Annotated in this window: 19 protein-coding genes and 7 pseudogenes; 8 read left to right on the top strand and 18 right to left on the bottom strand. The window is 42.2% G+C overall.

Features of this window, described 5'->3' with window-relative positions; translation table 11 throughout:
• Positions 1 to 5: 5 nt before the first annotated feature.
• From FTT64_RS02695 to FTT64_RS02675, 5 genes and pseudogenes are all read right to left on the bottom strand, one after another.
• Positions 6 to 293 (bottom strand): hypothetical protein, encoded by a 288-nt coding sequence (locus FTT64_RS02695; RefSeq protein ID WP_168397027.1) that lies wholly within the window; start codon positions 291 to 293, stop codon positions 6 to 8.
• Between the two features lie 39 nt (positions 294 to 332).
• A pseudogene (locus FTT64_RS02690) lies at positions 333 to 809 on the bottom strand (IS5 family transposase); the annotation flags it as partial.
• A gap of 55 nt (positions 810 to 864) precedes the next feature.
• Positions 865 to 1,146 carry a hypothetical protein gene (locus FTT64_RS02685; RefSeq protein WP_227554595.1) on the bottom strand — a complete coding sequence of 94 codons (282 nt, stop codon included), beginning with the start codon at positions 1,144 to 1,146 and terminating at the stop codon, positions 865 to 867.
• A gap of 521 nt (positions 1,147 to 1,667) precedes the next feature.
• Positions 1,668 to 2,123 carry a hypothetical protein gene (locus FTT64_RS02680; protein ID WP_168383889.1) on the bottom strand — a complete coding sequence of 152 codons (456 nt, stop codon included), beginning with the start codon at positions 2,121 to 2,123 and terminating at the stop codon, positions 1,668 to 1,670.
• 297 nt (positions 2,124 to 2,420) lie between these two features.
• Positions 2,421 to 2,849 (bottom strand): hypothetical protein, encoded by a 429-nt coding sequence (locus FTT64_RS02675; RefSeq protein ID WP_075167225.1) that lies wholly within the window; start codon positions 2,847 to 2,849, stop codon positions 2,421 to 2,423.
• 290 nt (positions 2,850 to 3,139) lie between these two features.
• Here FTT64_RS02675 and FTT64_RS02670 point away from each other — a divergent pair.
• From FTT64_RS02670 to FTT64_RS14570, 3 pseudogenes are all read left to right on the top strand, one after another.
• Positions 3,140 to 3,722, top strand: a pseudogene (locus FTT64_RS02670) (IS3 family transposase); the annotation flags it as partial.
• Positions 3,723 to 3,839: 117 nt separating this feature from the next.
• A pseudogene (locus tag FTT64_RS02665) lies at positions 3,840 to 4,007 on the top strand (IS481 family transposase); the annotation flags it as partial.
• Positions 4,008 to 4,212: 205 nt separating this feature from the next.
• Positions 4,213 to 4,337, top strand: a pseudogene (locus FTT64_RS14570) (4Fe-4S dicluster domain-containing protein); the annotation flags it as partial.
• 34 nt (positions 4,338 to 4,371) lie between these two features.
• Here FTT64_RS14570 and FTT64_RS02660 read toward each other — a convergent pair.
• Positions 4,372 to 5,328, bottom strand: coding sequence for a hypothetical protein (locus FTT64_RS02660; protein WP_168397029.1), 957 nt, complete (start codon positions 5,326 to 5,328; stop codon positions 4,372 to 4,374).
• An 8-nt stretch (positions 5,329 to 5,336) separates the two neighbouring features.
• Positions 5,337 to 5,708 (bottom strand): hypothetical protein, encoded by a 372-nt coding sequence (locus FTT64_RS02655; RefSeq protein WP_163146175.1) that lies wholly within the window; start codon positions 5,706 to 5,708, stop codon positions 5,337 to 5,339.
• Here FTT64_RS02655 and FTT64_RS02650 point away from each other — a divergent pair.
• Positions 5,702 to 5,968, top strand: a pseudogene (locus tag FTT64_RS02650) (4Fe-4S dicluster domain-containing protein); the annotation flags it as partial. The gene FTT64_RS02655 and the pseudogene FTT64_RS02650 sit on opposite strands and share 7 nt — an antisense overlap.
• A gap of 77 nt (positions 5,969 to 6,045) precedes the next feature.
• Here FTT64_RS02650 and FTT64_RS02645 read toward each other — a convergent pair.
• The 8 genes and pseudogenes from FTT64_RS02645 to tusA all read right to left on the bottom strand — a co-directional run bounded on the left by FTT64_RS02645 (position 6,046) and on the right by tusA (position 14,449).
• On the bottom strand, positions 6,046 to 7,113 hold the full coding sequence (locus FTT64_RS02645; protein ID WP_163146176.1) for a PoNe immunity protein domain-containing protein: 1,068 nt from the start codon (positions 7,111 to 7,113) through the stop codon (positions 6,046 to 6,048).
• A 4-nt stretch (positions 7,114 to 7,117) separates the two neighbouring features.
• A pseudogene (locus FTT64_RS14390) lies at positions 7,118 to 7,258 on the bottom strand (hypothetical protein); the annotation flags it as partial.
• Between the two features lie 58 nt (positions 7,259 to 7,316).
• Complete coding sequence (locus FTT64_RS02640) at positions 7,317 to 8,384, bottom strand: PoNe immunity protein domain-containing protein (RefSeq protein WP_163146177.1); 1,068 nt, start codon at positions 8,382 to 8,384, stop codon at positions 7,317 to 7,319.
• A 4-nt stretch (positions 8,385 to 8,388) separates the two neighbouring features.
• Positions 8,389 to 8,832, bottom strand: a pseudogene (locus FTT64_RS02635) (hypothetical protein); the annotation flags it as partial.
• Positions 8,833 to 9,214: 382 nt separating this feature from the next.
• Positions 9,215 to 10,003: a hypothetical protein gene (locus FTT64_RS02630; RefSeq protein WP_227554596.1), complete on the bottom strand. Its 789-nt coding sequence runs from the start codon at positions 10,001 to 10,003 to the stop codon at positions 9,215 to 9,217.
• 118 nt (positions 10,004 to 10,121) lie between these two features.
• Entirely contained in the window at positions 10,122 to 11,246 is a 1,125-nt protein-coding gene (locus tag FTT64_RS02625) for a DUF2515 family protein (RefSeq protein ID WP_163146179.1), read from the bottom strand.
• Entirely contained in the window at positions 11,246 to 14,041 is a 2,796-nt protein-coding gene (locus FTT64_RS02620; RefSeq protein ID WP_373685921.1) for a type VI secretion system Vgr family protein, read from the bottom strand. The genes FTT64_RS02625 and FTT64_RS02620 overlap by 1 nt, the downstream gene beginning before the upstream one ends.
• A 150-nt stretch (positions 14,042 to 14,191) precedes the next feature.
• Positions 14,192 to 14,449 carry a sulfurtransferase TusA gene (gene tusA / locus FTT64_RS02615; protein WP_005181880.1) on the bottom strand — a complete coding sequence of 86 codons (258 nt, stop codon included), beginning with the start codon at positions 14,447 to 14,449 and terminating at the stop codon, positions 14,192 to 14,194.
• Between the two features lie 198 nt (positions 14,450 to 14,647).
• Between tusA and FTT64_RS02610 the strand changes: the two genes are divergently transcribed.
• Positions 14,648 to 15,487: an HlyC/CorC family transporter gene (locus FTT64_RS02610; RefSeq protein WP_005181878.1), complete on the top strand. Its 840-nt coding sequence runs from the start codon at positions 14,648 to 14,650 to the stop codon at positions 15,485 to 15,487.
• Positions 15,484 to 17,043, top strand: a complete 1,560-nt coding sequence (gene lnt, locus FTT64_RS02605; protein ID WP_005181876.1) for an apolipoprotein N-acyltransferase — start codon at positions 15,484 to 15,486, stop codon at positions 17,041 to 17,043. Before FTT64_RS02610 ends, lnt begins: the two co-directional genes overlap by 4 nt.
• A gap of 154 nt (positions 17,044 to 17,197) precedes the next feature.
• On the opposite strand, the gene FTT64_RS02600 is transcribed toward lnt, so the two are convergent.
• From FTT64_RS02600 to gspF, 3 genes are all read right to left on the bottom strand, one after another.
• Positions 17,198 to 17,533 (bottom strand): hypothetical protein, encoded by a 336-nt coding sequence (locus FTT64_RS02600; RefSeq protein ID WP_045795389.1) that lies wholly within the window; start codon positions 17,531 to 17,533, stop codon positions 17,198 to 17,200.
• 279 nt (positions 17,534 to 17,812) lie between these two features.
• Positions 17,813 to 18,250, bottom strand: a complete 438-nt coding sequence (gene gspG / locus FTT64_RS02595) for a type II secretion system major pseudopilin GspG (RefSeq protein WP_005181871.1) — start codon at positions 18,248 to 18,250, stop codon at positions 17,813 to 17,815.
• Between the two features lie 51 nt (positions 18,251 to 18,301).
• Entirely contained in the window at positions 18,302 to 19,507 is a 1,206-nt protein-coding gene (gene gspF / locus FTT64_RS02590) for a type II secretion system inner membrane protein GspF (protein ID WP_045795388.1), read from the bottom strand.
• Between the two features lie 151 nt (positions 19,508 to 19,658).
• On the opposite strand from gspF, the gene FTT64_RS02585 reads away from it, so the two are divergent.
• Positions 19,659 to 21,881 (top strand): primosomal protein N', encoded by a 2,223-nt coding sequence (locus tag FTT64_RS02585; RefSeq protein ID WP_163146182.1) that lies wholly within the window; start codon positions 19,659 to 19,661, stop codon positions 21,879 to 21,881.
• 50 nt (positions 21,882 to 21,931) lie between these two features.
• On the top strand, positions 21,932 to 23,773 hold the full coding sequence (locus FTT64_RS02580; RefSeq protein WP_168396677.1) for a monovalent cation:proton antiporter-2 (CPA2) family protein: 1,842 nt from the start codon (positions 21,932 to 21,934) through the stop codon (positions 23,771 to 23,773).
• Positions 23,774 to 23,815 lie beyond the last annotated feature (42 nt).

Below are 23,815 nucleotides of genomic sequence, written 5' to 3'. Positions count from 1 at the left end.
GCTATTTAATTTCTTCCACGACAATTATTAGATGAATTACCTTGTGATTTATCATCGTTAGATTCTGGTGACTTGTCTTCAGGATAACGAAACAACGATAACTTAAATCCTTCACCAACCGTAATACCACTAACTCTTTTTGCTTGTTTAGATTGATTATTTAATTTGCCATATTCATCAAATTGTTTTTGTTGAATTCTGTCACCTTGAAATTTAATTTCCACCAAAGCAAAAATGTTCGTCAGCGAAAGTGGTTCAGCTCTGTATTCTGGAATTGCAAGGCTTTGTTGCACAAAGATTTGAAATGCAAAGCGCCCCTAATTGAGCCAAATTTAAGGCGTAACTTGGGTAAGTGGTCGACCTAATTCCGTAAATCTGTTGAGGACTGCTACACGTGCATGAATTTCATTCACCTGACTAGGAAAGCTTCTTGCCATTAATTTATCGCCTAATAATTTGATGCAATGCATCTTGGTTTCCACCAAATTGCGGCGATGATAGCCTGACCATTTTTTCTATACTGTCCTGCCTAAACGTTTAACTGTTCGAAGTAATTCATTTCGCGCTAGCGAGCTGATCTTTCTATCTTTCCATGGTTTCGCATTTTTTCTAGGTGGAATCACCGCATGTGCTTGCCGATCTGCAATGGCCTGACGGCATTGCTTGGTGTCATAAGCTCCATCGGTATAAACAGCGTCAATCTGCTCATCTTGTGGAATCTGATCGAGTAAATCACCAAGCACTTGTGAATCACTCACATTATTTGTAGTGAGTTGAATAGCGCGTATTTGCAGGGTTTTGGCATCTATACGGCTTTGTTGCATAAATATGTAAGCATCTGATTTAAATAAATTTAATTTTGGATCAAAAAATAATCAAAACCTTTAAAATCATATAGTTATGAAATCTTTGTGCAACAAAGCCTTTCCCATCTAAAAAACTCACACCTAAAATATACTCTTTATAAAATCCATCAGGTAAGCCATTTATTACCTTATCAATCTTTTTTAGATTTCCTTGTAAACTTAAAATATTGAGATCAAAATTAGAGTTTTTAATTTGATTAGAATATTCAATTTTTCCACAAGCAAAAGTAGATTTAATCACAGATAAAAAAAATAAAAAACTACATAAAATTAGCTTCATAATAACCGACACTCCATATACTTAAACAAAGAAACAAACCTACCAGCCAATATGTTAATCTTATTAGCTTAGTAATTTTTTGATAATTATTTTTTTTCTTAAAAACAATATCGCTCATTACTTTGTTAAAACTATTATTCTTTGAAAAAAAATTCCAGATATCAGTTGCCATTTTATTACTAATATAATACCTATATAAGAAATATATCATTAGAATAAAATTAGATACGAATAAAAAAACCGCAATCCATCTTAAATAAAATAGTATTTCCATATAATTAGAACCTTGGAAAATTAAATGGTTGAGCCGGAATTACTGGCATCTTTTCCGGTGGAATACTGTAGACTGGTTGTTCAGGTATATAATCTGATGTATTTTGCCATCCATCGGCTTTGTTGCATAAATATGTAAGCATCTGATTTAAATAAATTTAATTTTGGATCAAAAAATAATCAAAACCTTTAAAATCATATAGTTATAAAATCTTTGTGCAACAAAGCCTAATTGAGAAACCATATTCTTACCTTTTTATTTTTTTATCACTCTCATTTAATTCATCAATTAATTTCGATCTCACTTCTAATCCCATTTTTGTAGCATCAGGCATATTTCGCCCTTCAGTCAATGTGATTTCAACCGTATCATCTGGATAAAGGTGCACTGCTAAATAGCTTTTTCCTTTTAAGTCCTCTTTGGTCAGATAAGGAACATTTTTTGCAACGTGTTGTTTACGAATATTTGTTTGTCCCCATGTAACATATTGTGGTCCAGTAATAATCGCAGATCGTTTAGTGGCTGCCCCAAAGCCTCCTCCAACCTCCTCGCCATTCACTCGTACAATATATGGTCTATAACTGGGATCATAGCCAAATGATGTGGTCGTTAGAACATAGGTTTTACCGGAACCTGAACTACATCCCACCAAACCTAAAGCTAAACTTATTGGTAACATCACAATTTTTTTAAATATATTCATCACATCACCTGTCGCGACTCCAACTTCTTTTCGAACGGCTTCGAAAAGTTAATATTGATTTGATTTTCACCATATCTTATCCGTCTTACACCACCTGTAAGCTCATAATCTTGCACTGTGGCTATTCTTTTTTCGACTATATTTAGCTCACGATTAAATGAGGTTCCGACACCAGATACATAAATAGGATGACTAACTTGAATCCCCATCAGCACAGTCTTGTGTTTTTGTGGACCAAGATTATCTACATCTTGATTTGTATTCTTAACTTTTTATATTACTTATCATAGGACACCACTATTTATTATTTTTCTCTTTTCGTAGTTTATTTCTCCATTCCAGCCCTTTCTGTGTAGCATTAGGCATGCTTTCAGAATCTGTAAGTGTAATTTCAACACTATCATCCGGATAGAGATGCACTGCTAAATAACTTTTTCCTTTTAAATCCTCTTTGGTTAAATAAGGAATATTTTTTGCAACGTGTTGTTTACGAATATTTGTTTGCCCCCATGTAACATATTGTGGTCCTGTAATAACTGCCGATCTTTTCGTACCGCCACTACCAATTAACTCTTCATTTAACAAAACATCATATGTGCGATAACTTGGATCATAATTAAAGGAGGTTGTCGTAAGTATATAAGTTTTACTTGAGCCTGCACTGCAACCTACCAAACCTAAAGCCAAGCCTACTGGCAGCATCACAATTTTTTTAAATATATTCATCACATCACCTATAATTTTTAATTTACTTAAAGAATATTCCTAACTTCACGTTTCTTTGATGCCAAATTAATTGTGTTAGCATAAAGTTATGTTTTATGAGTTTATTCGTTTTCGTCAACTAAACTCTCTAAGTCTTCCATCGCCTGATCCATTGTCATCATCTTATTTTTCACTTTTAGCAGCACACTTTGAAGCAGCTCTTCTTGCTCGAAAGAGAGATGGATCCGGAAATTTGAACAACTCCTATAAGTGATATTCTGCTCCTCCAATGATGTTATAAACATCAATATATGGAGTATTTTATGGCACGTAGACCAAGAAGAAATCATTCAAATGACTTTAAGGCCAAGGTAGCACTTGCTGCGATCAAAGCAGAAAAAACACTTGCTGAATTGAGTTCTGAGTTTGATGTTCATCAAAACCAAATTATTGACTGGAAAAATCAATTGATCTCAGCTTCCTCGCAAGCTTTCGATCAATCAAAAGCTCCATCAGACTCCCCATTGATCTAAAAAAACTACATGCAAAAATCGGTGAGCAGGCATTAGAAATTGATTTTTTAGAAGGTGTGTTGAAGAAACTGGGCCGCTTCAACCACAAAAGTTAATCGATCACTCACTTCAGATTTCAGTATCTAAACAAGCTAAGTTACCGAAAGTCTCTCGTGGTTGTTATTATTATCGCCCAAAACCTGTTAGCTCATCAGATCTGAAGCTGATGCGATGTATTGATGAATTACATATGCAATATCCTTTTGCAGGCAGTCGTATGATGCGTGATTTGTTGAATCGTCAAGGGCATCATATAGGACGACGTCATACACGTACTTTAATGAAGAAAATGGGTATACAGGCGTTATATTGCAAACCAAATTGGCTTTGTTACATAAATATGTAAGCATCTGATTTAAATAAATTTAATTTTGGATCAAAAAATAATCAAAACTTTTAAAATCATATAGTTATGAAATCTTTGTGCAACAAAGCCCAGGAGTTCTATCAAATTACGTTTAGGAAGAAGCTTTATAGCTCATTGGAAGAATTACAAGTTGATCTAGACGATTGGCTGAAATTCTATAATACTGAACGGACTCATCAAGGAAAAATGTGCTGTGGTCGTACACCACTTGAAACTTTACTTGATGGAAAACGGATTTGAGCTGAGAAGAATTTAGCTCAAATTTAACCTGACAGGCACAATAAAAAATGGGTAACTGTCAGATCAGGTTTGAGCTAGTACAACCAATTTGTGTATCTCCCGAAGATCCTAAAGCATTTAAAGCTCCATCATAAACTTCCAAACGTTGGATTCGGCCTTCAATTTTTAACATGTCATACATCTAACCACTCGTCATGACTTTTTATTCTTCATTAATACAGCCAACTGTATATGCTGTAAGACCGAGATATTAAAGACCCTTCACAGAACATTATACGCGTTATACCTATACCTAATCTTACGGATGGTCCGAACAATCCAAACAGGTAATTTATTTGAGAATCAAAGAAATAAAAAACTCGCATTAATTTTCATTTATTTTATTAGTAACTTCTAAATACCAAATCGTCTCTCCCCAACTATTATTTTCAACCTCAGGGAATACCTCTCCCTGTTCAAAATAACGGGATTGCAATTGATTTGCAGGACTCCACCAATTACCTGTCCGTTGACAAGTCTGACCAGCAAAACCTTTTAAGTTTTCAACTTGAATTGTCTCAGATGAACCACCTTCATCTGCAATGCGTTCAACTAGTACCCAAGTACAATCGCCATAAAAAGTCTCAAATGTTTCAGGATCCATTCCAGTAGCTATAACACTTCCTACTCCTCTACCTTCCTCCTCACTTGCTGCCATAAACTCAATTCTGTTTCTATCTTCTTCACAAATATAGATACCTGTTTTCCCAACGTTCTCATTAGATTTAACTATTATTTCTGGATTTATCCTATAAATTGGATAAGAGTCAGGTAAAACTAGATTGATTTCATGAAATATATCAGCTTCAGGATAATCAATAACAAGCTCATCAATATTCCAATAGGTTGGATAAGTATTTGAAATAATCGAAGCATAACTTTTGGCAATTGAATAGTAATCCCAACATTTTTCTACTCTATCTTTAGGTAAATCATCCATCCAATGTGGAGAAAATTCACTTAAGCCTTTATCATTGGAACGAACATCACCCACACAATCCAAATATGTAAAATCTCCTGATTTTATTTTTACATAACACTCGTCTATATAGTCCATTGTATTTCTTAAATTAGGCAAAACAGTTTCTCCCCATTGAATATCTGCTTGCTCAGGATAGGGTAAACTTCGTAAACTATATGGTAAATTATGCATATAGATTTCAAATAATTCTTCTAAACTATCTAAAAAAAAACGATAGTTATTACGCATAGTCTCAAAAAATGCTAACGAGCTAAATTGTTCTAACAAATATGTAGCTTTAGGATTTACTTCGTAATTCATAATTTTCTCTATCTTGGTTTATGTTCTAGCTTGGCAGCCAAACTATAATCGCCCATATTAGTTTGTAAAGTTGGAACGCCAACCATTGAAAAGTTGCCAATCTCAGTGTCGGTGCCATAGCCCCAACCTGTCAATTTGCGCTTGCTTAATCCCGAAGGAATTAAATGATCAGGATGAAGCACAATTTGAATCCCACCACCTTCTAAATAGAATTCTTTAAGCTGTTGTGAGGCAGCAGGTCCTTCCCATGCATACAACTTCTGTCCTTTAGGAACTGTATATTCAAGATATTCACCATTAGCATTCCAGCTTGCCCAAACTGCAAATTTATCACGCCAATCTTCACGACTTTTTAGCTTTCCAAACTCAGACTTACGCATCCAACAAATACTGTTATCTAAACTACGTGGATCTAAAACACGATATAAAACTTCACCTTCCTCAATGGGATGAGCCTGCTCAGCGCTACTGCCCTGCTGGTGTATACGAAATAATGGAAAATGATGATGGTTCTAAGCGTTTCCAAATTAATGCTGCGAACTGTGTTCACTGTAAGACTTGTGATATTAAAGATCCGTCACAAAATATTACTTGGGTTGTACCTGAGGGTGCAGGTGATATGAGCTATTCGAATATGTAATGTCTTTTAAAACCCTCGCTAAAGTTTTTTTATTAAACTTCGATAAATACGAAAGTTTCCCCTTGAGCGATATAGTTTTATTCTTCACCATCATAATACCAATATACTTCACCCCAATCTTGTTCAGAAAGCGTTGGTAAAATCTCACCTTTACTAAAGTGCTGACGCTGATTTGGCTGGGCAGGAGTCGTCCAAAAACCTGTTTTCGTGGATTGCTCTCCACCTTTGATTTTAATTTTTTCTACTGAATCTTGTGTTTGTACTTTTTCTGATTGTGCTTTAGAAAAATCAACTAAATCTTTCGGATAAAATTGATGCTCTCGATAAATGGTGTCATCAATATCTAATAGCCATGTCACTGCTGCTGCTTCCCATGACCAATAACCAAAATAACTGATACCTGATCTAATATCAGGTTGTGGATGTTGATCATGATAAGGTTCACGACGACTGGCTTCATACCAATCTTCTAAGTACTGCAACATCATCGCTGGACGTTTTTCAGGTGCAGCATCAAAAACTTTAATGAGCTTACGATAAGGCAAATGACGACGTGCATCATTCGGTGGTATGCCTCGATCTGTTACAAATGGAGCAACCAATCGCTCGATTAAGCCATCTTTTTCTTGTCCTTCAGGTGTTGCTTCTGTGTAGTCGATAATCGTCATAATTCGACTCATTTGATCTGCATACCCTGTCAGTAAACCAAAGCATATCAATCGTAATGCAATATACCAATAATCTTCAGTTCCTAAAGAAATATGCCAGACATAACGTCCACCTGCATCTGGGCTTAAATTATAAAGATGACTCGTTTCAGCATACTCTTCTGTCCAATGAAGAATATATGGGTAAAGTTCCGTTAAAAAATTTAAATCTCCACCCGCGGAATATTGTAAAGATATTAAGTTTAAAGCATCTTGTAAGCGTTGATGACCAGCTGCGATATATCCGCCAAATTTAGAATCATTTTTATACTTATTGAAACCGTCTGTAACGGAATATATACCATTCACTAAAATGTCAAATCGTTTATGATACATTTTTGATTCAAGAAAGTTATCTCTATATTTTTTTGAATCTTTTACTTCTAAATTTAACCAACTGTGCCAATCTATATCTTTATCACTTACTTGTATCGACATTCTTTTATCTCTCCAACATCTCATTGGGTAAAACAAATTCTAATTTAATCCCATGCGCAGTCACTGTCCGTGTGCACTTGGGTTTATTTAAACCTTTACATTTTTCATGATGATCAAATTTTTCGCCTGTAATTATGACTAGGCTTTATCATAAAAAAATAAGCCACCCTATAAGGATGGCTAAATCTTGCGATATTCTAAGTTTATTTTTCACCATCAAAATACCAATATACTTCACCCCAGTCTTGTTCTGAAAGCATTGGTAAAATGTCACCTCTATCAAAATATTGACGTTCATTTGGTTGGGCTGGCGTCGTCCAATAACCTGTTTTTGGACATTTATCCCCACCTTTGATTTTAATTTTTTCTACTGAATCTTGTGTTTGTACTTTTTCTGATTGTGCTTTAGAAAAATCAACTAAATCTTTCGGATAAAATTGATGCTCTCGATAATTTGTATCATCAATATCTAACAACCATGTAACAGCTGCTGCTTCCCATGACCAATAACCAAAATAACTGATGCCTGATCTAATATCAGGTTGTGGATGTTGATCATGATAAGGTTCACGACGACTGGCTTCATACCAATCTTCTAAGTACTGCAACATCATCGCTGGACGTTTTTCAGGTGCAGCATCAAAAACTTTAATGAGCTTACGATAAGGCAAATGACGACGTGCATCATTCGGTGGTATGCCTCGATCTGTTACAAATGGAGCAACCAATCGCTCGATTAAGCCATCTTTTTCTTGTCCTTCAGGTGTTGCTTCTGTGTAGTCGATAATCGTCATAATTCGACTCATTTGATCTGCATACCCTGTCAGTAAACCAAAGCATATCAATCGTAAAGCAATATACCAATAATCTTCAGTTCCCAAGGAAATATGCCAGACATAACGTCCACCTGCATCAGGGCTTAAATTATAAAGATGACTCGTTTCAGCATATTCTTCTGCCCAATGAAGAAGATACGGGTAAAGTTCTTTTATAAAATTTAAATCTCCACCTGCTGAATACTGTAAGGACATCAAATCTAAAGTATCAATAATCCGTCTTCTTCCAGAAGCAATATATCCACCAAACTTAGAATCATTTTTATAATGACTAAATCCATCAACAACGGCATATAATCCGTTTAATAATTCATCAAAATTCTCATGGTAATCTTGTATTAATAAATATTCATCTCGAAAGCTAATTTCATTATCTATTTCTAAGCTTTCCCATTTTTGCCAATCTATAATTTGATCATTAACTTTTGTCAACATACTTCTATCGCTCCAACATATCATTCGGCAACACAAATTCTAATTTAATCCCATGTGCAGTCACAGTTCGTGTGCATTTTGGTTTATTTAATCCTTTGCATTTCTCATGATGATCAAATTTATCACCAGTAATAGTAACTAAACTACGATCATAAGGGCATCTTACAGCAACTGTTTGACCTCTTCTTTTTTCTATAGATGCTTTAAAATTAACCCTTTCCCAAGCTCTAATTTCTCGAATAAAGGCACTATGTGTGGTAACTATTTTAGCTGAAGCAATTTTCCGAGATATCCATAAATGTGACATTTGTACGCCATCACTCACCGTTGTTCCAACGGAGGGTTTCACTTTATCATCTTGGTCTGATGCCATATAAACATCGAGACCCATTTTCAATGCCATCATGGCTGCTTTAGGTATCATCAGTGTTCGCTGGCTCAGTGCATTTTGTCAGCTTATCTATATTTGATGCGATGTATCTTGGTTTCTACCAAACTGCGACGATGATAAACCAACCATTATTTTCATAGGTTTCTGCCTAAACCTAAACAGTGAATTATTCGAAGTAACTCATTACGTTCTAGGAACTCAGTTTTATCTTTCCAAGGTTTGCATTTTTTCTTAGCGGAACTACTGCAGTAATTTTGTGCACCATTGAGTCTGAAGATCGAAACAAATCGAAATATTTCCACGATTAATTAAAACTTTTTATTGTAATTAGGCCAGTTGGATGTCGAATAGATTTTAGGTGTGGGCTTACTCGTCTCACAATTATATTGCTAAATTAAACCTAACAAACAACTTTGTGAAACAAAGCCGACCAAATATCCTATCTCATATATTGCCAAACATCAGGGTCTACATAGCTGCCATCAATATGATAGCCTTCCAGTTTAATTTTTTGTTCCTTAAATTTACGATCTTTTTCATTTTCCCTCCTTTCATCTAAAAAGGCTTGTTTTAACTGTTCTGCTGTCATTTCATCTGAGTTAGAAATAGCATTAAAACCAGTATATCTAAAATGCTCAAAACTGTATCTCAGCATATACTGTTCTTTTTTATCATCTTTATATGTTTTAGAAAGAGATATCCCCAAATTAATATTACTATTATATAAATTAAAATACATATGGCCATTAGTCAGATCCATCATTTCTTGCCACTCTTTAAAACTTAAAATATAGCTAGGGTCAATAACCTCTCCCATGTTTTGACTCATATATTTTAAATTATCTTTTTTATCTATACGTTCCGAATAAGGTAAAAAATACTGCTTCCAGTTTTTCTCACTCATTTGCTTCATAAGTTTTACATAAGCCTGATATGCATCTTCTCTAGTCGTATATTCATTAGCATGTAAACTAGCGGTTACATCCATAATCAAAACACCATCATTGCCCATTCGTGCAATTTGCGTCCCCATTACACTAATAACATTATCAATTTCAAAGTTACTTTGTTCAGTTACAATTTTAACCTGTCCCAGTTTGGGCGGTCTCCAATCTAGTGACAAAAAATTCATCCCCGCAGGTTGGCGGTCTATTGGCGCATTACTATATTGAATAAAATCTTTTAATCCTTGCTGTCCAAAATGTAAAATAGCACTTTGTGGTGGCATGATTTCATTTCCTTTACTTTTCGTATTTGGGGTACAAGCCAATAATAGGCAACATATCGAAAATCCAAAAATTAAACTCAGATAATTTTTCATTTTGAAACTTTTGTTAAAAAAATCGTTATTTTTTCCCTTCATTACTACTTGGATGTATTCCAAAGAGAAAGTTTGCTTTGCTCTGACTCCACCCCGTTATTGTTTTTAATTCCTGATGTAAAAAGGCACGCCCTTTATCATCCAACATTAAACGGTGATATTTTTCAGCGGCTTTTTTAATCCAAATCATACGACTATCGTAATTCTCCGCCTTTGTATCACTAAAAGGTGAAATATAAACTTCTTCAGGCAGTTCGCTAGCTCGCTTAGCCTTATCACTACTAGAGAACCAGCCCTCTTTAACTTCATCCACATCATAATCACTTGATAAAACTAAGGTTGCATCTGGCATAGCCCAGCCCATATACCAGCTTCTTTGTTTCTCTGCTCCCCATTGCGCAGAAGCCTTATTCCAAACAACCGTTTGCAAGATATTAAATTGCTCTTGAACTGCAATAAACATTAAGTGATCAAATAAATATTTCTTAGCTGCATTGTATTTTCCCTTTTCTGTTCTTTCTCCCAAAAAGATTTTTTCTATTTGAGGTAACAAAGCAAAAGCATCTTTGATTTGTTCTGTACTTCCTAAGTATTTAATCTCTGGCAAACAACTTGACCATGGTAGATTCATAACTTCTTTTTTTATATGAGTAAATTTTGAAATATTTCTTTGGGTTCTACAACTATCAAATGTTTTTGATGAAGCACTCCAAGCATAATGCCAAGGGGCAATATCCATAAATAGCCACAAATTCCCTAATGCAAAAAGATCGATTGGTTCTTTTATAGTATTTACAATAATAGGAGCAGAATAACCAGTCTGACTTCCCCAATGATCAAAAACATTAGCAACTGTTTTAGATGCAAATGCACCCAAACCCATCCAGTAATAACGACCTTTTAAATTTACATTACCATTTATCTCTTTTTCTAAGAAAATTTTAGCGTATACTGCCGCTATTCTTCTTGCTCGTGCTTCATAACCTTCTTCAAGTCTATATAAGTTTTGTTTAGCATCTTTTAAATTTGAAAGACGCTGCATCGCTACTTGCTGATATACTTCCCAAAAAGTCAAACAATCACACTGTGCTATTTTGCAACTATTTTCAGTCGTATTGGTATTACTTTTCCAGTCTAGATCACCTCCCATTATTCCACATCTCCTTCGCTCTCAACTACCTCTAAAGTCATCCAGTTTAAATTCAATGTTAAACCTTCTTCGCCTTTGGTATTAATACGTTTAGATTTACCTTTATTATCCGCTTGTGCAATAAATTCTTGATCACTCGTAGAAACCTTATAGTCAATAAACTTCATAGGCTCACCCGACGGCAAAAGGATTTGGAATTTTTCATTATATATTTCATATGCAGGTAGTCCTTGCATATTAAATCCAACGTCTGCTCCCCCCACAAACAAATGCTGTCCTGCCTTAACCTCAAACTTACCGCCAGTCGTAGGAAATACCCCTGAAGCATTTATTTTTAGTTGCGAACCGCCTGCAGTCAGTACAATTTCTTTCGCACTGGTGATGTCGACATTTGCCTCCGTCGAAATAATCTGCACACCCTTTCTAGCAATCAGATCAGCACCATCTCCTTGAGCTTGAATCTCGATCTTGCCTTTGCCTGCATAGAGTCGTGCCCCTTCTTGCGCTGCAAATAAACTGATCTTTTTGCTGGCATGTCCGATGATGCTGTCTTGCGTGCTGGTGTTAATGCTTCCTTGTGCAATCTGGTTGATCTGCCCATCTGCACTGAGGTGGATGTCTTCGTTACTTTCTAGGGCAATTGAACTTGGTGAAGCCAAGAGCATGATCGCTTGTTTGAAAGCCGCGGCTTTGCTTTGGTCTTCACTCTCTAAGTTCTTGAGGTAGCCCTGTAGGTTTTCGAGTAAGCTCAGTGGATCAGTTTGTTGGTTTTTGGCCACTTCACTTAAGGTTTTGGCATTGTTTAAGCTACTTTCGAGTTGTTGTTTGGCTTCGCTTGCATCGAGATGGTTTGCTTTGGCTTGTTCTTGTTTGTAGGTGGAGATGAGTATGCCTTCTCCCGCTCGTACTGCACCCCACTGATCGGTTCTCAGTTCAAAACCTTCACCACGGCCATCACTTTCAGCGCTGGCTTTCGGATGGCTCAAGTTCCCCAGGTTCAGTTGGGTCGCACCATGGCTGCTTTGCAGCTGGGCAGAAATCTGCTTCGGAGTATCATCAAAACGCAGCTGGTTAAAGCCACTGCCTTCAATTTCCTGTGAGCGGATCCCGCTGAGTTTTTTGGTGTCGGGTAGTTGGCCTTGTTGGTCGAATTGGGTAGGAAAGCGCTCCGCTTCATGTAAACGCCCAACCACGAAGGGCCGGTCGATGTTACCGTCGAAGAAGTCGATCACCACAATTTCATTAATCCGTGGCAGGAAACGGGCACCATAGCCTTCTCCAGCCCAAGGGGTCAGTACATCGACCCAGGCGGAGTCGGTGTCATTGTCATTGCTGCCAGCACCGCCATCATGCTGATGGTCATCACTGCGGGTAAACAGAAAACGGACTTTAATCCGTCCCCATTCATCGACATGGATGCTTTCGCCAGCAGGACCGACTACCCGGGCGCGCTGTGGATGAGCCGCCGGTCGGTGCTGTAGTGGATGGTATTCCGGTACCGTATGGATGTTGCGACGTTGTAAGGTTAAGGTATTGCCTTGACGTTCATCCGGGTGTTGTTCGTGTTGAAAACTAAAATGGCTATGCCAGTGGCTTTGACTGAGTAGCTGGTTAATCTGCTGCTTGAGGTCTTTAGGTAAGTTGTTCTGGTTATAGAACTGTTTGCCGGTAATTAGAAATTCTTTGTCGGCTGCACTGTGCTGGTCAATTTCCGGGTGTTCATTCAGTTCAAACCAGTAGCCGACCTGGGCATCACGGACGGTGGAATGCGCGCTGAAGTATTTGGATTGCAGGTCGTGGTAGTGACTGAGGTTCTGGTTCAGTTTGTCCAGCTGGTTATTAGAGGATGCGGTGGCCTGGTCTTCACCATTTAAATCCTGCATCCAGGCCGGGCTGATCTGCCAGGCTTGTTCCAGGCTTAAGCTGGCATTGTCCTGATGATGACTGTGCTGGTGTTTGCTTTGTACGGAACCGGCACCTTCTTCCTGACTCAGGCTATCCGACTGCCAGCGCTGTAAATGTACGGCCGTCGGTTGCAGGCTGCGCTGGGCAATCAACTGGGTGATGCTGTCCAGTTGTTCGGTGGCACTGGAGCGATGAAAACGAATGCTGCGGCGGTTTAAGGCACTGTACTGGCTGTTGTCATCAATCAGGCGTAATTTCTGGGCCTGAAGCGGGCTGCTGGAATGTACGACCTGTAACTGGGCTTCATCAATCAGCCAGTTAATCCCTTCACTGCGCCAGAGCCGGGTCAAAAAGTCATAGTCGGTTTCATTGGACTGCATGATAAAAGGACGCACATCCAGTTCCTGGGTCAGTCCGGTTAAGTCCAGGGTCAGGCTGGCGGCAAAGAGCGGGCTTTTGTTTTGCCATTCTTTAAATAAAATTTCACTGACCTCACGCACGCTTTTATTCATAAACACACGGCTGTTACGGCGTTTATGCCAGAGTGCGGTTGGATCTTCTAGCGTAAGTTTATAGAGGGTGAGAGAGCCATCACTCTGGCCTTGCGCGGCTGCGGTGATAATACCGCTGCTGCGAAACAGCTGGCCCTGGTCAGTGACCTGATCGACGGCGACCTGCGCGCCGATAAACTGTTTTAACGGAATCTGGGCGTTGGTCGAAAGACAGATCAGTTCGGCATGTAAACCGTCATTGAGCTGGTGTTCACCGTCGATGCGCTGCAAGAAAACATCGGCATTTAAGGCAGGCTGAGAAAATTGAATATGGAGGGCACGTTTTTGTGGGCTGAGGCCTAATTTTTCTAGTGCTGCAAATATATTGCTTGGCATCATTGTTCTGTAATAAATAGCTAAAAAAAAGTGTGGCTATTTTATACAAAATAACCACATAAAACATCGCTTCAACCCGGCCGCTTGTTTATCAATATGTAACTATCCGATAAAAAGTATGGCCTTTAAAACCGCGGCATTGTGGAGGATGGCCTAGCCTTTTTTGACCAGATAATGAAATTCTTTATTACCGGCAGCATCCAGTACTTCTTCCTGTAACAGCAGCTCATGGCCCAAATGCATACAGAATTTTGGAATATCCCACGAAGTAGAATTGTCGGTGGCAAAAATCTCCACCACATCGCCCGATTTAGATTTACGAATAGCTTGATGCAACATCATCACTGGTTCAGGGCAACGCAGACCGCGCGTATTTAGCTGAATGGCAGGGGTAATGGATGAATCAGACATAATAAAACTCGGCGAGATACAATTTTTCTATTCTAACACAAAGCCAGCAAAACCACTGATGCTGCAAGCTGGCTTTATCCGCCTGATAAATCATCAAATTCATTGTTTCAGCGAAAGTCGATAAACAATAGACAACTGTATTTTCTGCGGTATGATTAAATCAAGTTTTTTAGATACAACGAGTCTTTAGGAAGGATCATGCACGAGGAATCAGGCCCATCGTGGGGTATGCGTGGCTTACGTAAATGGTTAGGTACTGCACCGGAAACCCGCGATGAATTGCTAAAATTAGTACAAGATTCACGTCGTTTTTTAGAACCCGATACTGTGGCAATGCTGGAAGGTGTGCTGGATTTGCCGGCCACCAAAATCCGTGAGGTTATGACCCCGCGCACTTCCATGATCAGCTTGCAGGAAGATGATGAGCTGCTGGATATTCTGCATGTACTGGTCGAGTCGGCCCATTCACGCTTTCCGGTCTTCTCTTCAGACCAGCCTGACAATGTAGTGGGGATTCTGCTGGCCAAAGACTTGTTACCCTTTCTGACCGAACCAACGCCGAAGGTCGATATCCGGGCACTGATGCGTCAGCCACTGTTTGTGCCAGAAAGTGCGCGTTCCGATCAGGTCCTGCGTATGCTGAAAAATACCCAGACCCATATTGCCATTGTAATTGATGAATATGGCAGCACTTCAGGACTGGTAACCCTAGAAGATATTCTGGAAGAAATTGTTGGTGAAATTGAAGATGAGCATGATCAGGCCGATGCCGAAGCACAATACATTGTGCCCGATCATGATCCGCAGACCGCCAACACCTGGCTGGTACAGGCACTTACACCAATTGAACACTTTAACAATGTTTTAGATGCTGATTTTTCTGACGATGAAGTAGAAACTGTCGGCGGTTTACTGCTTCAGGAAATTGGATTGGTGAGTGATCTGCAAGGTCAAATTATTGAAATTGGGGATTGGCAGTTTAAGATTCTTGAAGCAGATGCACGCACTATTCATCTGATTCGAGCTGTACGTCAATGAGGACTTATTTCACCAAGCTGTTAGATTCATCCCAACAACACAAACAGCTCCCGCTAGTTTATCCCCTGCTGATTGCCTTAATCGCAGGTGCCATTTTCAGTTTTGCCCTGGCACCGTATTATTACTGGTGGATTGCCCTGCTGTCTCCGGCCTTGCTTTATGCAGTTTTACGTCAGCGCTCTGCCAAACAGGCCTTTTTTATTGGCTGGGCCTACGGTATTGGCCTGTGGTTTGTCGGTGCCTTCTGGCTATATACCTCCATTCATGTCTATGGAGATACCCCGGCCATTTTAAGCGTGCTGATGATTGCGATTATGGCCTTGGCCATGGGGCTGTTTACCGCCATTCAAACCTGGCTGTATCGCCGCTTCTTCCCGGAAACGCCGCTAACTTTTGCGCCGCTGTGGGTGTTCTTTGAATGGGCCAAAACCTGGGTATTTACCGGTTTCCCGTGGCTATTTGTCGGCTATGCCTTTACCGAGCGTTTTCTGGACAGCTATGCGCCTTTATTCGGGGTGTTCGGGGTGTCGTTTGTGGCCATTATTCTGGCCTGTGCGCTGGTGGAAATTCTGAATAAACGCATCTTCTGGCTGGTGCCGTCATTGCTGCTCCTGGCCGGTGCTTGGGGTGCTTCCCAGCTCAGTTTTGTCAGCGAGAAAGATGAACCGCCGCTGTCCGTGTCCTTGATTCAGGGCAATATTCCACAAGACCTGAAATGGCTGACCGAATATCAACTGAAAACCCTGCTGATCTACAGTGAACTGACCCGCACCGAATGGGGCCGCGACCTGATTGTCTGGCCGGAATCTTCCATTCCAATGTTCCAGACCGATATCGAACCGTTTTTAGCGGCCATGAAAACCGAGGCGGAAAAATCGGGAAGTGCCTGGGTCACCGGTATTCCGTATTGGGACCTGCCTGAATCGCAGCAAAATGGCCAGCCGATGTACTACAACAGTATTATGGCCACCGGTACAGATTCAGAAGGCTTATACAAGAAACAGCGCCTGGTGCCATTTGGTGAATATATTCCTTTATCCGGCCTGTTAAGCTGGGTCTTGCCGGCCTTGCAGAATGATCCATCCATGAGTGGTTTTTCGCGCGGTGCCAAAGAGCAAAAACCGCTGATGATTCATAACTCACCGTTGGGTGCAGCCATCTGTTATGAAGTGGCCTATCCGAATCTGACCCGTCGTAATGCCAGCCAGAGTGATTTTCTGGTGACTGTGTCCAATGATGCCTGGTTTACCGGTACAGCCGGCCCGTGGCAGCATTTACAGATGGTGCAGATGCGTGCCAAAGAAAATGGCCGCTGGTTTATTCGGGCCACCAATACCGGTGTGACCGCCTTTATTGACCATCAGGGCCATATTGTGCAGCAGGCCCCGATTGATCAGGAAGCAGTGCTGCGCGGTGAGTTACCGGCAATGCAGGGCCAGACCTTGTATACCCGCCTTAGTGATTGGCCGGTGCTGATCTTCTCCTTCCTGTTGCTGATTTTGGGCTGGATCTATCGTCCACGTAAGGTCGATGTCAGCTTTAAGTCGAGAAGATAATTCGCCTATGAAGTCCCCCTTTATCAAAGGGGGGTTAAGGGGATTAACTTTATAAATCCCTCCCTTGCGAAGCAGTGCTTCTCACCCTTTGTAAAAGGGAGGCGTAATAAAAAAACCGAGGTGCATGCCTCGGTTTTTTTTATTTTGTCTATATTTAAAGCTGGGTCACCAGATAGGACAGCATCGCCGCCAGAGAGAGCATCGGCAAATAACGATAAACTTTTACCACTGCCTGCTCAAAGCAAGAGGCCTGTTCTGGTTCTAGTTTTAAAACAGTGGCTTGTAGCGCCGACCAGAAACTTAAGAGCAAGCACGAGCTCATCAGGCTCAGGGCGAAGAAACCGACCATAATCTGGCTGCTGCCTTCGGTGCTTTGCCAGAGATGCAAAAAGCCCTGACTCAAGGGAAGCAGGCTTAAAATCAGCAGAACAGACTTCAGCATCGTCCAGTGAAACTGGTTAATTTCATCCGACAAGATTAATGCTTTCATACCATCCTCCAGACAAATATGTGCCTTTTGACTTATTATGAACGGTTTTAATGAAATAAATAGATGATATTGCTCCACATTCCCGGGATTATTGTAATCAGTACTGTTGGGAATAATTCTTATTATGAATCTCAAATCTGGAAGATTATCTTAAATCTATATTTATCAAGATATTAGTATATTTTTTATAATTAAGAGCTATTATCACTTCACCTTTAATTGAATAGTCCAATCAGGTGAAGTGATATATTCCATCACGGCATTTATAATCAAGCCGGCTTAAGGCTGATAATAAATATCGGCATCGGTGCCTTCACCGCCCTGCTGACCATCTGCACCAAAAGAATACAGGTCAAAAGCGCGACCTTCAGAGCCTGGAATTACATATTGAATGTCATTGTCCCAGCTGTCTTTTGGATAACCGCCTTTGACATAACCACCTGGCAACCAGTTTTTAGCTGACGCGGGCTGATTGACCAGCGCATCTAAACCACCATCCTGCATGGACGGATAACGGCCATTGTCCAGCTTGTATTGATCCAGCGCACCAGCCACACCTTTTAAGGTAATTGCGGTGGTATCGACTTTGGCTTTTTCACCACGGCCCATCACGTTCGGGACAATCAGCGCCGCCAGCACGCCTAAAATGACAATCACCACCATTACTTCAATGAGGGTAAAACCGGCCTGTTTATTCGAATAGGATTTCCGTTGCATCAGGTTCTCTCTTGAATCTTTCATCATTTGTTATCTTCAATGGGTCTCGATTTAAATCATATTATTCATATTGACAATAGGCAGCATCACCGCAATCACAATCACCAGCACAATACTGGCCATCAGCACCAGCATTAAGGGCTCCAGTAGTGCCAGTAAGGTCGAAATGAGCGTGGTCACCTCCCGATCCTGCATGGTCGATGCGCGCTCCAGCATCCGGTCGAGTTCACCCGATGCTTCACCACTTTTAATCATTTGTACCATCATCGGCGGGAAATAACCACTGCGCTCCAGCTGGGTGCCCAAGTTCCCCCCTTCGGTGACTTTCTCGGCCGCCAGATTGACCGAATCACGGATCACCCAGTTACTGCTGACCGCAGCGCCAATTTTTAAGGCATCAACCAATGGCACACCGGACTGGGTCAGAATCGACAGGGTGCTGGCAAAACGTGCTGCGTTTATACCACGTGACAGTTTACCAAATAGTGGCAGTTTGAGGGTTAAACGATCAAATGCATAATGGCCGGCCGAGGTTTTTAAAAAGCGGACCAACAGGAAGATGCCCAGAATCGTCCCGACCAGCAAAAAGGGCCAGGCCAGACGAATAAAATCACTGGCTTGCATTAACGCCACGGTAATCCACGGCAAGGCGCCTTTGTCCTGATCAAAGGTTTTGACAATATCCGGCACCACATAGGTCATCAGCCCCATCACAATGGCAAAGGACATCAGCATTAAAATAATCGGATAAATCATCGCGCCCTGCACTTTTTTCTGCATGGCAAAACGGTTTTCGGTGTAGTCCGACAGCTGGTCCAGAATCAAATCCAGATGTCCGGAGCGTTCCCCGGCGGCAATGGTGGCAATATATAAATCCGGAAAATGCCCCGACTGCTGCAAGGCATTGGCCAGTGAATATCCTTCTAAAACCTTGGAGCGTACCGACAGCAATAAATTCTGCACATGGGCTTTTTCACTTTGCTTGGCCACGGCGCGCAAGGCTTCTTCCAGCGGGATGGCTGCGGCCACCAGTACCGATAGCTGCCGGGTCATTAAGGCCAGATCATAAGCGGTCATTTTTTTCTGGAACCAGCGCTGGGCCTGATGCTTCTGTTTTTGTTCTACCGGATCAACGCTAATCGGGATAAGGGCCTTGTCACGCAATTGCTGACGAATCTGCCGTGCAGAATCCCCTTCTAAAACCCCTTTTTGCTGCTTTCCTGATGCATCAAGGGCTGTAAACTGATATGCAGGCATTGTAATGCTCTAATTTTCCAAAAAATTATTCAACGCAGTTGCGTCTCACCACCAAAATCATTCATATTCTGAGATATAAATTATTTGCTCACTCTATCATAACTCCAGATCGAGCACGACGACATTTTCATCAGGAAGCAGACCCGCTGTTATGCCAAATTCGCCCGTCCATCCCGCCCCCATCTACCGTGTTCGTGTAGCTGTTCCGGTCTATCTGTATGACGGGTTTGACTATATGCTCAGTGCGGCTGAATATCAGCAGGCTGCCGTTGGCGCGCGGGTGCTGGTGTCCTTTGGCCGGCAGAATCTGGTGGGCATCATTATTGAAAAACTCCCGCCCGATCATCCGCTTGACCCCAAGATTAAACTGAAAGCCATTAGCGAGCTGCTCGACCAGCAGCCGATTCTAGATCAGAAAGTTTTAACTTTGTTGACATGGTCGGCGCAGTATTATCAGTTTCCGATTGGCGAAGTGATGCATAGCGCCCTGCCCAGCCTGTTACGTCAGGGACGCCCCTATAATTTACTGGCACGAATGTGGAAACTGCTGGATGATCAGGCCGAAGCCAAACTGAAGCGCTCCGAGAAGCAGCAGGAGGCTTATAAAGTCCTGAAGCTGCATCCGAGCGGGACCTCAGAAAATATCCTGAATCTGGCCGGTATTGAAACTGCAACTTTAAAAGCGCTGGAAAAAAAGCAGATTTGCTACTGCGATCTGGAGCAGCAGGATTTTAGCCCAGTGCCAATGACGCTGGCGCAAATGCCGTTAACCCCGAACAGCGACCAGAAACAGGCCATTGAAACCGTACTGAAAGCACAGCATCGTTATCAGGCCTTTTTACTCGATGGTCTGACCGGCAGTGGTAAAACCGAAGTCTATCTGCAGATCATGCAGGAAGTGCTAAAACAGGGAAAACAGGTATTGGTGCTGGTGCCGGAAATTGGCCTGACCCCTCAAACCATTAGCCGCTTCCAGTCTCGTTTTCACTGTCATATTGCGCTGCTGCATTCCGGTTTAAATGACAGCAAACGTCTGCAGGCCTGGCAGGCCGCCCAGACTGGCAAGGCTTCGATTATTCTTGGTACACGCTCGGCAATTTATACCCCGCTGCCCAATCTGGGGCTGATTATTCTGGATGAAGAACACGACCTGTCATTTAAACAGCAGGAAGGCTTTCGTTACCATGCCCGCGATGTGGCCTTATACCGTGCTCATTTAGAACACTGCCCGGTGATTCTCGGTTCAGCCACGCCCAGCATTGACAGCTATGCCTTAACGGAACAGGGTAAAATGATCCGTCTGGAACTGAACCAGCGTGCCGGCCCGGCACTGATGCCCAAAATTCACATCATTGATTTAAAAGTTGCGCAAAAGCAGCAAGGTCTAAGCCTGCTGCTGATTCAGGAAATCAAAAAACGCCTGCAGAAAAAAGAACAGGTGCTAATTTTCTTAAACCGCCGTGGTTATGCACCGGTGCTGGTCTGTGACAGCTGCGGCTGGCAGGCACAATGCCCGCATTGTGATGCCAACTTTACCCTGCATCATAGTCCATATACCCATCTGCACTGCCATCATTGTGGCACCATTCACCGCAAGCCGGAGCAATGCCCGCAGTGCCAGCATAGCGAACTGAAAACCCTGGGCATGGGCACGGCCAAGGTTGAAGAAAACCTGCAACATCTGTTCCCGGACTATGAGGTGGTGCGGGTAGACCGCGATTCCACCAGCCGCGTCGGCAGCTGGCAAAAAATTTATGACCGCATTCAAACCAGCCAGCCACTGATTCTGCTTGGCACCCAAATGCTGGCCAAAGGGCATCATTTTCCTTATGTCACCTTAGTAGCGATTTTAGATATTGATGCCGGCCTGTTAAGTGTTGATATCCGGGCGCCAGAGCGGACTGCGCAGCTGATTGTGCAGGTGGCCGGTCGTGCCGGTCGCGGTGAGCATAAAGGCGATGTCTATTTACAGACCCTGCGTCCTGATCATCCGCTGCTGAGCACGCTGGTCGAGCAGGATTATCGTGCCTTTGCCCGGCAAACCTTAAAAGAACGTCAGGCCGCCCTGCTGCCCCCATTTCGCTATACCGCCCTGATTCGCTGCGAATCCAAAAGTCAGGAGCAGAATCAGCAGTTTTTACAGCAACATGCCCAGTGGCTGCGAGAAAATTCTGAACAGTTAATTGATATCTGGGGCCCGATTCCAGCGCCAATGGAACGCAAAGCCGGCCGCTATCAGGCGCATCTGGTGCTGTTGTCGCAAGATCGCGCCCGTTTACATTTTTATCTACGTGCATGGTGGCAAAATATGTTGCATCACAAGCCATCAAATATGAAACTTAGCTTAGATATAGACCCTCAGGAATTCAGTTAACCACTGACTTTGGCTGCAGCCTGAGGGCACCATAACTCCTAGGATTGTCGATGTCGTTACTGCTGCAAATCACCCTGTTTCTGGGTGCTTCTTTATTACTGGTTCCGCTGCTCAAGCGTTTTGGGATTGCCACCGTACTCGGCTATCTGTTTACCGGTATTTTATTGGGCCCGAGTGTGTTCAATATCGCCAGCGACCCGGAAGCCATTCAGGAACTGGCTGAATTTGGCGTCATTTTACTGATGTTTATTATCGGTCTGGAACTCAGACCCCAGCGACTCTGGCAAATGCGCCAGTCCATTTTTGTCATGGGCAGCGCGCAGGTGGCTGTCACCGGCCTGTTACTGGCGATTCTGGTGTTTTTCAGTTTGCACCAGCAAATTGCTGCCAGCCTGATTATTGGTTTTGCCCTGGCCCTGTCCTCAACCGCCTTTGTACTGCAACTTTTAAATGAAAAACAGCAGCTGAACAGCAGTTATGGCCAGCAGTCTTTTTCAATTCTGCTGTTTCAGGATATCGCCGCCATTCCATTAATTGCGATTATTCCCTTGCTGGCCGGTACCGAATCGACTCATCATGGGCTGGCCTATTTCGCCGCGATTCTGGCCACCTTTAGCGGACTGTTTTTATTTAGCCGTTATCTCATGCGCCCGTTTTTCCGTTTTGTTGCCAAAACCGGCGCGCATGAGCTGATTACCGCGGTCGGCCTGTTTATTGTGCTGGCCGTGGTCTGCCTGATGGATGTCTTGGGGATTAGCACCACGCTTGGCGCCTTCCTGACCGGGGTGCTACTGGCCGATTCCGAATTCCGACATGAACTGGAAGCCAGTATTGCACCGTTTAAAGGACTATTGCTCGGCCTGTTTTTCATGACCGTGGGGATGACCACTCAGATGTCCCTGCTGATCGACAGTCCACTGTTCATTCTCGGCGGCGCCTTAGTGCTGCTGTTGGTAAAATTTATTTCCCTGACCGCAATTGCCCGGTATTTTAAATATTCCTGGCAAAACAGTTTGCTACTGGCCACCTGTCTGGCGCAAGGCGGTGAATTTGCCTTTGTGGTGTTACAGGTTGCCTTAACAGAAAAAGTGGTGGCACAGACCATTTTAGAGCCGATTACCCTGATGGTGACCCTGTCGATGGTGCTAACCCCGGTGCTGTACTGGTTCATGACCAGTCAAGTGATTCCGCGTCTGAATCAGGACAAGACGCCGGAATATGACCAGATTCCCGATGCGCATCCAGCGCTGATTATTGCCGGTTTTGGCCGGGTTGGGCAGATTATTGCGCGGGTGGCCTATTTGCAGCACCTACCCTATACCGCCATTGACAGCAATCTGGATAAAGTCGATTTTGTGCGCAATTATGGCGGTAAAGTCTATTATGGCGATGCCACCCAGCCCGATATTTTACGTGCCGCCGGGATTGAACATGCCAAGACCTTTATTCTGGCCATTGATGATATTGAAGACTCGATGAATGTGGCCCGGCATATCCGCCTGAATTATCCGCAGCTCAAACTGCTGGTGCGTGCCCGTGACCGCCATCATGTGCATTTATTGCGGGATTTAGGCGTTGAACACATCTGGCGCGAAACCTATTTATCTTCTTTAGGCATGGCCTATTGCGCACTGCGCGACCAGGGTATTGCTGAAGAAGATGCTTACAAGAGTATCGAATTGTTTCGCAGTTATGATGAAAAATTACTGGCCCAGCAGCAGAATATTTATACCGATGAGCAAAAAATCTATGAAACTCATCGCAATGCACTGGCCGAGCTGGAGCACCTGTTCGAGAATGATGCTCAGGTCCGGGAAAGCCCGACCGGTGTAGATTTAAAGCGTTCACTACAAAACCATCATATTGATGTAACACGTAATGAATCAAACTGACTTGTGATTTACAATATCATCACCATTAATGCAGGGTTATGG

Origin of the sequence: Acinetobacter sp. Q186-3, assembly GCF_013420655.1 — a bacterium.
In the GTDB taxonomy this organism is placed as follows: domain Bacteria; phylum Pseudomonadota; class Gammaproteobacteria; order Pseudomonadales; family Moraxellaceae; genus Acinetobacter; species Acinetobacter indicus.
This window is presented reverse-complemented; position numbering and strand designations above follow the sequence as displayed.